We start from the raw sequence: 482 nt of genomic DNA on the forward strand, positions 1-482 counted from the left end.
GATGGGATTAATCTTGGTCTGACACGCATGGCCGACACCTGTCAGGGTGCCACCCTGCGCCAGTTGGCGCATCTGCATGACTGGCATATCAGCGAGGCCGGATACGCCGAAGCCCTTGGCCGTATGGTTGCAGCCCATCGTGGGCTGCCCCTGGCGTCACTCTGGGGAGACGGCACATCGTCCTCAAGTGATGGTCAATAGTTACAGGCAGGTGGGAGAGGCGCTKCGATCAGCGATATCAATGCGCGCAATGGCAGTGAACCGGGCGTCAGTTTCTACACCCACATCTCCGATCAGTATGATCCGTTTTCGACCCGGGTGATTGCGGCGACGGCCGGTGAAGCACCCTATGTTCTGGATGGGCTGCTGTATCATGCCAACGGGCTTTCCATTGAAGAGCATTATACCGACACGGGTGGGGCATCGGATCATGTTTTCGGGCTGATGCCCTTCTTTGGTTATCGATTTGCGCCCAGGATACG

General features: G+C 57.6%; 1 pseudogene. It reads left to right on the forward strand.

The features are described from left to right. A pseudogene (locus tag KP705_RS17280) lies at positions 1–482 on the forward strand (Tn3 family transposase); the annotation flags it as partial.

It is taken from the genome of Gluconobacter sp. P1D12_c (assembly GCF_018812105.1).
Taxonomy (GTDB): domain Bacteria; phylum Pseudomonadota; class Alphaproteobacteria; order Acetobacterales; family Acetobacteraceae; genus Gluconobacter; species Gluconobacter oxydans_A.